Annotated in this window: 5 protein-coding genes; 2 read left to right on the top strand and 3 right to left on the bottom strand. The window is 72.0% G+C overall.

Annotated elements, in window-relative coordinates; translation table 11 throughout:
- Positions 1 to 79: 79 nt before the first annotated feature.
- Positions 80 to 1,639 (bottom strand): sodium/proline symporter PutP, encoded by a 1,560-nt coding sequence (putP, locus tag NWP09_RS03380; RefSeq protein ID WP_258274129.1) that lies wholly within the window; start codon positions 1,637 to 1,639, stop codon positions 80 to 82.
- A 136-nt stretch (positions 1,640 to 1,775) separates the two neighbouring features.
- Here putP and NWP09_RS03385 point away from each other — a divergent pair, with 136 nt between their 5' ends.
- A complete protein-coding gene (locus NWP09_RS03385; protein WP_258274130.1) occupies positions 1,776 to 2,342 on the top strand; it encodes a PadR family transcriptional regulator in 567 nt (188 codons plus the stop codon).
- Positions 2,343 to 2,380: 38 nt separating this feature from the next.
- On the top strand, positions 2,381 to 4,078 hold the full coding sequence (locus tag NWP09_RS03390; RefSeq protein WP_258274131.1) for an AarF/ABC1/UbiB kinase family protein: 1,698 nt from the start codon (positions 2,381 to 2,383) through the stop codon (positions 4,076 to 4,078).
- A 4-nt stretch (positions 4,079 to 4,082) separates the two neighbouring features.
- Here NWP09_RS03390 and NWP09_RS03395 read toward each other — a convergent pair whose 3' ends face one another.
- Together NWP09_RS03395 and betT are read right to left on the bottom strand one after the other, a co-directional pair.
- Positions 4,083 to 4,319, bottom strand: a complete 237-nt coding sequence (locus NWP09_RS03395) for a dodecin family protein (protein WP_258274132.1) — start codon at positions 4,317 to 4,319, stop codon at positions 4,083 to 4,085.
- 81 nt (positions 4,320 to 4,400) lie between these two features.
- A partial coding sequence (gene betT / locus NWP09_RS03400) for a choline BCCT transporter BetT (RefSeq protein ID WP_258274133.1) occupies positions 4,401 to 6,705 on the bottom strand: 2,305 nt, incomplete at its 5' end.

Genomic DNA, 6,705 nt, shown 5'->3' on the forward strand with positions numbered 1-6,705 from the left:
CGCGCGCGCGGCGCATCCCCGCGCGCCGCGACCCCTCAGGCTATCGCGGCGCGCGGGCGACCGGCCCTGGCGGGGCGCGTCAGGGGAGCACGTTGCGATCGGCGGCCGCGGCGGCGCTCACGTGCGCCGGCTCGCCCGCGCGGACGGCGACCATCGTGCCGGTGCGGGTGAACTCCTCCTGCACCTCCTCGTCGTGGCGGTGCGTCAGCAGGCTCACGACGACCGCGACCAGCAGGTTGAGCACGAAGCCGGGCACGATCTCGTAGAGGGTGAAGAACTCGATCTGGGTCGCCTTCTCGATCGCGTCCCAGATGAAGACGGTCGCGGCGCCGACGACCATGCCGGCGAGCGCGCCCCAGTTCGTGAGCCGGCGCCAGAAGAGGCTCAGCAGCACGACCGGGCCGAAGGCGGCGCCGAAGCCCGCCCATGCGAAGCCGACGAGGCCGAGGATCGTGTCGGAGGGGTTGATCGCGAGGAGCGCCGCGATCGCCGCGACGGCGAGCACGCACGCGCGCCCGAGCAGCACGAGCGTGCGCTGCGAGGGCTGTCGCTTGACGAACACCTGGAAGAGGTCCTCGACGAGCGCGGAGGAGCACACGATGAGCTGGCTCGAGAGCGTCGACATGATCGCCGCGAGCACCGCGGCGAGCACGAGGCCCGCGACGAACGGGTGCAGCAGCGCCTGCGACATCGCGAGCACGACCGTCTCGGGGTTCTCGAGCCCGAGGCCCGACTGCTGCACGTAGGCGATGCCGACGAAGCCCGAGATGACCGCGCCGACGAGCGAGATGATCATCCAGCCGATGCCGATGCGGCGCGCCGGCCGGGCGGCCGCGACCGACTTCAGCGCCATGAAGCGCACGATGATGTGCGGCTGCCCGACGTAGCCGAGGCCCCACGCGAGCGAGGAGACGATGCCGAGCACCGCGACGCCGTCCAGGTCGGCGGGGATGAGGCCCTGCAGCTGGGCGCCCGAGTCGGCGATGCCCTCCTGCACGCCCTGCAGGCCGCCGACGGTGAAGAACGCGATGACCGGGATGATGATGAGCGCGAGGAACATCATCATGCCCTGCACGACGTCGGTGAGCGAGGCGCCGAGGAAGCCGCCGAAGAGCGTGTACAGGAGGGTGACGCCGCTCACGAGCAGCATGCCCCAGAGGTACTCGGCGCCGAAGGACGACTCGAAGAACACGCCGCCGGCGACCATGCCGGACGAGACGTAGAACGTGAAGAACACGAGGATGATGAGCCCCGAGACGATGCGCAGCAGCCGCGAGCGGTCGCGCAGGCGGTTCTCGAAGAAGCTCGGGATCGTGATGGAGTTCCGCGCGACCTCGGTGTAGGCGCGCAGGCGCGGTGCGACGAGCTTCCAGTTGAGGTAGGCGCCGATCGTGAGGCCGATCGCGATCCACGCCTCGATGAGGCCGAACGCGTAGATGGCGCCGGGCAGGCCCATGAGCAGCCAGCCCGACATATCGGAGGCGCCGGCCGAGAGCGCGGCGGTGAAGGGGTTGAGCTCGCGCCCGGCGAGCATGTAGTCCTCGTGGCTCTTGGTCTTGCGCGCGGCGTAGACGCCGATCGCGATCATCGCGGCGAAGTAGATGCCGATGGCGAGCAGCTGGAAGGTCACGTCAGACAACGTCGTCTCCTCGGGGGTCGGTGGGTCAAGCCTAGCCAGCCGCGCGTGCCGAGCCCGATCGCCCTCTTCCGCCGCGCATCCGGACGATATATCGTCGGGTATCGCCCAGCGACGACGACGACGCGAGGAGGACGCCATGCACGGCGCGCGAGGAGACGCCTACGGCCCGGGCCGCGGATTCGGGTTCGGCCCGCCGGGAGCCGGTGTGTGGGAGGCGATGGACCAGCTGCGCTCGGCCTTCGAGAAGCGCGGGGGCCCGACGCGGATGGGTCGCGGCGACGTGCGCGCGGCGGTGCTCGCGCTGCTCGCCGAGCGCCCCATGCACGGCTACCAGGTCATCCGGGAGATCGAGGAGCGCAGCGCGGGCGCGTGGAGGCCGAGCGCGGGCTCGGTGTACCCGACGCTCCAGCTGCTCGCCGACGAGGGGCTCATCCAGGCCGAGGAGGCGGGAGGCCGCAAGACCTACTCGCTCACGGAGGCGGGGCGTGCGGAGGCCGACGAGGCCGCCGACCGGCCGGCGCCGTGGCTCGGCACGGGGGAGCGGGGCACGAGCCCGTACTCGGCGCTCCCGCGCGCGGGCATCGACCTCGCTCAGGCGGCGGCGCAGGTGCACCGCTCCGGGAGCCCCGAGCAGGTGCAGCAGGCGATCGGCGTGCTCGACGAGGCACGGCGTAGGCTCTACGCCATCCTCGCTCAGGACTGACCCGCTTGCCCCCGCCGCGGCAGGCGCAAGGAGGCGCCATGCCCGACGCCGGCAGCATCCGCGCCCGCTACCGGCGGATCCTGCGCTTCGCCGCGCGGCACCTGCTGCTCATGTGGTGGTTCGAGCTCCTGCTGCCGCGGCTGGGGCTCGGCGCGGTGAGCGCGCGAGGGCGGAGCGCCCGGCTCCGTCGCACCGCCCGACGCTTCCACGTGCTCGCGGTCGAGCTCGGCGGGCTCATGATCAAGGTCGGCCAGTTCATGTCGTCGCGCCTCGACGTGCTGCCGCCTGAGATCACGCGCGAGCTCGAGGGCCTGCAGGACGAGGCGCCCGCGGTGCCGTTCGAGCAGATCCGAGCGCTCGCCGAGGCCGAGCTCGGCATGCCGCTCGAGCGCGCCTTCTCGTGGTTCGAGCCCGAACCGCTCGCCGCGGCCTCGCTCGGGCAGGCGCACCGCGCCCGCCTGTCGGCCCTCGACGCATCCGACACCGGGTTCGCCGACGCGGTCGTCAAGGTGCAGCGGCCCGGCATCGAGCGGATCGTCGAGGTCGACCTCGCGGCCCTGCGCCGCGTCGCGCGCTGGCTCAGCCACGTCGCGGTCGTCGCGCGGCGCGTCGACATGCCGCGGCTCATCGAGGAGTTCGCGGTCACGAGCCTCGCCGAGGTCGACTACCTGCACGAGGCGGCGAGCGCCGAGCGCTTCGCCGAGGCCTTCGCGGACGACCCGCACGTCGTCGTGCCGCAGGTCGTGTGGGAGCGCACGACGCGTCGGGTGCTCGTGCTCGAGGACGTCTCGGCGATCAAGATCAGCGACCGCGACGCGCTCGTCGCCGCCGGGATCGACCCGAGCGCGGTCGCCGCGCGCTTCGCGTCGATCATGTTCGACCAGCTCTTCTCGCTCGGCTTCTTCCACGCCGACCCGCATCCCGGCAACCTGTTCGTCGCCCGGACGGCGGATGCGCCGGGCCCGCCCTGGCGGATCGCGTTCGTCGACTTCGGGATGATGGGGGAGGTGCCGGCCGGGACCCGCCGGGGGCTGCGGCGCACGCTCATCGCAGCGGCCGCGCGCGACGGCCGCGGGCTCGTCGCGGCGATGCGCGAGCTCGGGGTGCTGCTCCCGAGCGCCGACGCCGACGAGCTCGAGCGCGCGCTGTCGCACGCGTTCGCGCGCTTCGGCGGCATGGGCTTCGCTGAGCTGCGCGAGGTCGATCCCCGGGAGTTCCGCGACTTCGGGCTCGAGTTCGGCGAGCTGCTGCGCACGCTGCCGTTCCAGCTGCCCGAGGACTTCCTGCTGATCGTGCGCGCGATGTCGCTCACCTCGGGCATGTGCAGTTCGCTCGATCCCGCCTTCAACCTGTGGGATGCGGTCGAGCCGTACGCGGCGCGGCTCCTGCAGGAGGAGCGCGGCGGGCTCGTGCGCTCGCTCGCGGAGGAGGGGCTCGACGCGGCGGTGATCGCCGCCCGGCTGCCCGGCCGGATCGATCGCGTCGTCACGCGGCTCGAGGACGGCCGGCTCGCGGTGACGGCGCCCGCGCTCGAGCGCCGCGTCGCGCGCGTCGAGCGGGCGCTGCGGCGAGTCGTGTCGGCGACGCTGTTCGCGGGGCTCGTGATCGCGGGGGCCGTGCTCGTGCCCGTCGACGGCGCGCTCGGGGCAGCGCTCATGGCGCTCTCGCTCCTGCCGCTCGCGCACGTGCTCGTCGCCGGCCTCGTCGGCCGGGCGATGCGGCACGGCCCGAGCTGACGGATCAGCTGCCCGCGCCGCCGCCCGACGAGTGGCCGTCGTCGAGCACGAACGTCACCTCGAGGTTCACCTGCCACGACGTGATCCGCCCGTCGGCGATGTTGACGACGTGGTCCTTGACCCACGCGCCCTCGATGCCGCGCAGCGTCTCGTTGGCGCGAGCGATGCCCTGCCGCACGGCGTCCTCGAAGCTCTCGTCCGAGCGCGAGCTGATGGTGGTGATGCGAGCGATCGAAGCCATGATCGTCCTCCTTGACGGTTGTGAGGCATCCCCTCGCCTCGAGCCAAGCGCGGATCGGGGCCGCGCGGTAGCCCCGATCCGTCACACGCGCGTGTCGCCGTCCCGCTCGGGCTCGTCCGCGGGGGAAGGCGGCACCGAGGAGGAGGAGCCGGTCGCCGGTGCGATGCGGGGCGTGAGCACCGAGGCCGCCGCCGTCTCGGCCGAGTACGCGAGGAAGGCGAGGTGGGCCTCGTAGCGGTCGAGCACGTCGTCGATGATCTGCTGCTTCGTGAGGCCCATGAGGTCGTAGCCGCCCGACCCCGTCTGCGTGAAGACCTCGAGCCGGTAGTAGACGTCGGTCTCCCGGGACATGCGGCCGGTGAACATCGGCACCGGTGCCTCGACCATCGCGACCTGGTACTGGAAGTCGCGCTGCTCCTCCTCCATGCGCACGACGAGCACTGGCTCGTCGACACCGGCGGAGCCCGGCACGGCGGTCTGCTCGACCTCGTAGCCCTGCTCGCGGAACTCGGCGGCCACGTCCTCGAGCGCGGGCACGACCGACCGCTCGAGGAACTGCACGACCTGCTTCTTCGACGGGAACGCGCGCATGCGCTCGAGCCGCTGCCGCCACGATCGCTCGGGGGTGCGGCCGCCCGTCGCCGCCACCGCGCGGCTGCGCAGCACGCGGCCCTCGCGCTCGGCGCGCTCCATGCGCAGCACCTTCGAGAACGACAGCATCACGAGGTAGGCGATGATCGTGACCGGGAGCGCGAAGATGAGCGTCGCGTACTCCATCGTGGTCACGCCGCCCGCGACGAGCATCGCGATCGTGAGCAGCGCCGTGAGCAGCGCCCAGAAGATGCGCAGCCACTTCGGGCCGTCCTGCGACGGGTTCGGGATCGACGACGAGAAGTTCGACATGACCATCGCGCCGGAGTTGGCGCTCGTGAGGTAGAACAGCAGGCCCGAGAGCGTCGCGAGCCCGATGAGGAACGTCGCGCCGGGGAACATGCCGAGCAGCGCGTACCAGCCCTCCTCGGGACTCTCGACCGCGAGCTCCGCGAAGGCGGTGTTGCCCTGCAGCACCTCCCACATCGCGGAGTTCCCGAAGAGCGAGACGATGATGAAGTCGCACAGCACGGGCGCGGTGATCGCGGCGATCACGAACTCGCGCAGCGTGCGCCCGCGCGAGATGCGCGCGAGGAAGACGCCCACGAACGGGCCCCACGCGAGCCAGAACGCCCAGAAGAACAGCGTCCAGCCGCCCATCCACTCGGCGCCGTCGGGCTCGTACGCGAAGGTCTGCAGCGTGCGCTCCGGCAGCGTCACGAGGAACCGGCCGATGTTCTCGACGAGCGTGTTGAGGAGGAACGCCGTCTGCCCGGTGACGAGGATGTAGAGCATCATCGCCGCCGCGCTCCACAGGTTGAGCTCGGAGACCCATCGGATGCCCTTGTCGACGCCCGACGTCGTCGCGCCGATCGTGAGCACCACGGCGACGATCACGAGCGCGATCTGGAGCGCGAGGCCGTCGGTGAAGCCGAAGAGGGTCGAGAAGCCGACGCCGAGCAGCACGACGCCGATGCCCATCGAGGTCGCGACGCCGAAGACGGTGCCGACGAGCGCGATCGTCGAGATGCCGTCGCCGAGCGGCCCGCGCACGCGCTTGCCGAGCAGCGGGTAGAGGGCGGCGCGGATCGAGAGCGGCATGCCCCAGCGGTAGGCGAAGTAGCCCATCGCCATGCCGAGCAGCGCGTACATCGCCCAGCCGGCGATGCCGTAGTGGAACATCGTCCACACGACCGACTCGCCCGCCGCCTCCGCGGTGCCGCCCTCGCCGGCGGGCGGGTCGAGGTACTGCGCGACCGGGCCCGTGACGGAGTAGAAGAGCATGTCGATGCCGACGCCTGCGGCGAAGAGCATCGAGACCCACGTGAAGAGGTTGTACTGCGGCCGCGAGTGGTCGGGGCCGAGCCGCACGCTGCCCTCCTTGCCGAGGGCGACCCAGAGCACGAACCCGATCACGAGGGTGACCGTGAGCACGTAGTACCAGCCGAGGTTCGTCGCGATCCAGGTGACCGCCGTCAGCATCGTCGCCTTCGCGGTGTCGGGCACCAGGATGGCCCAGATCGAGAACGCGAGGATGATGACGGACGAGACGATCAGCACGGTCCAGTGGACCTTCGCCCGCGGCTCCGAGATCAGCTCGGCAGGGCCCTTGCTGAGGTCGTTGCGGGAGACCGGCGCAGCGTCCTCCGCGACGCGCTCGGGCCGCCGCTCCGTGCCGCCGAAGCGGCTGCGCTCGAGGGGCGGGTGCGGCGCTCTGACGAGGTCGCCGCCCGGCCCGCCGCCCGGGCCCTCGGCCCCCGCTCCGCTCCCGCGCGCATCCTCTGCACCGCGCGCG

Source organism: Agrococcus sp. HG114 (assembly GCF_024723325.1).
Classification (GTDB): domain Bacteria; phylum Actinomycetota; class Actinomycetes; order Actinomycetales; family Microbacteriaceae; genus Agrococcus.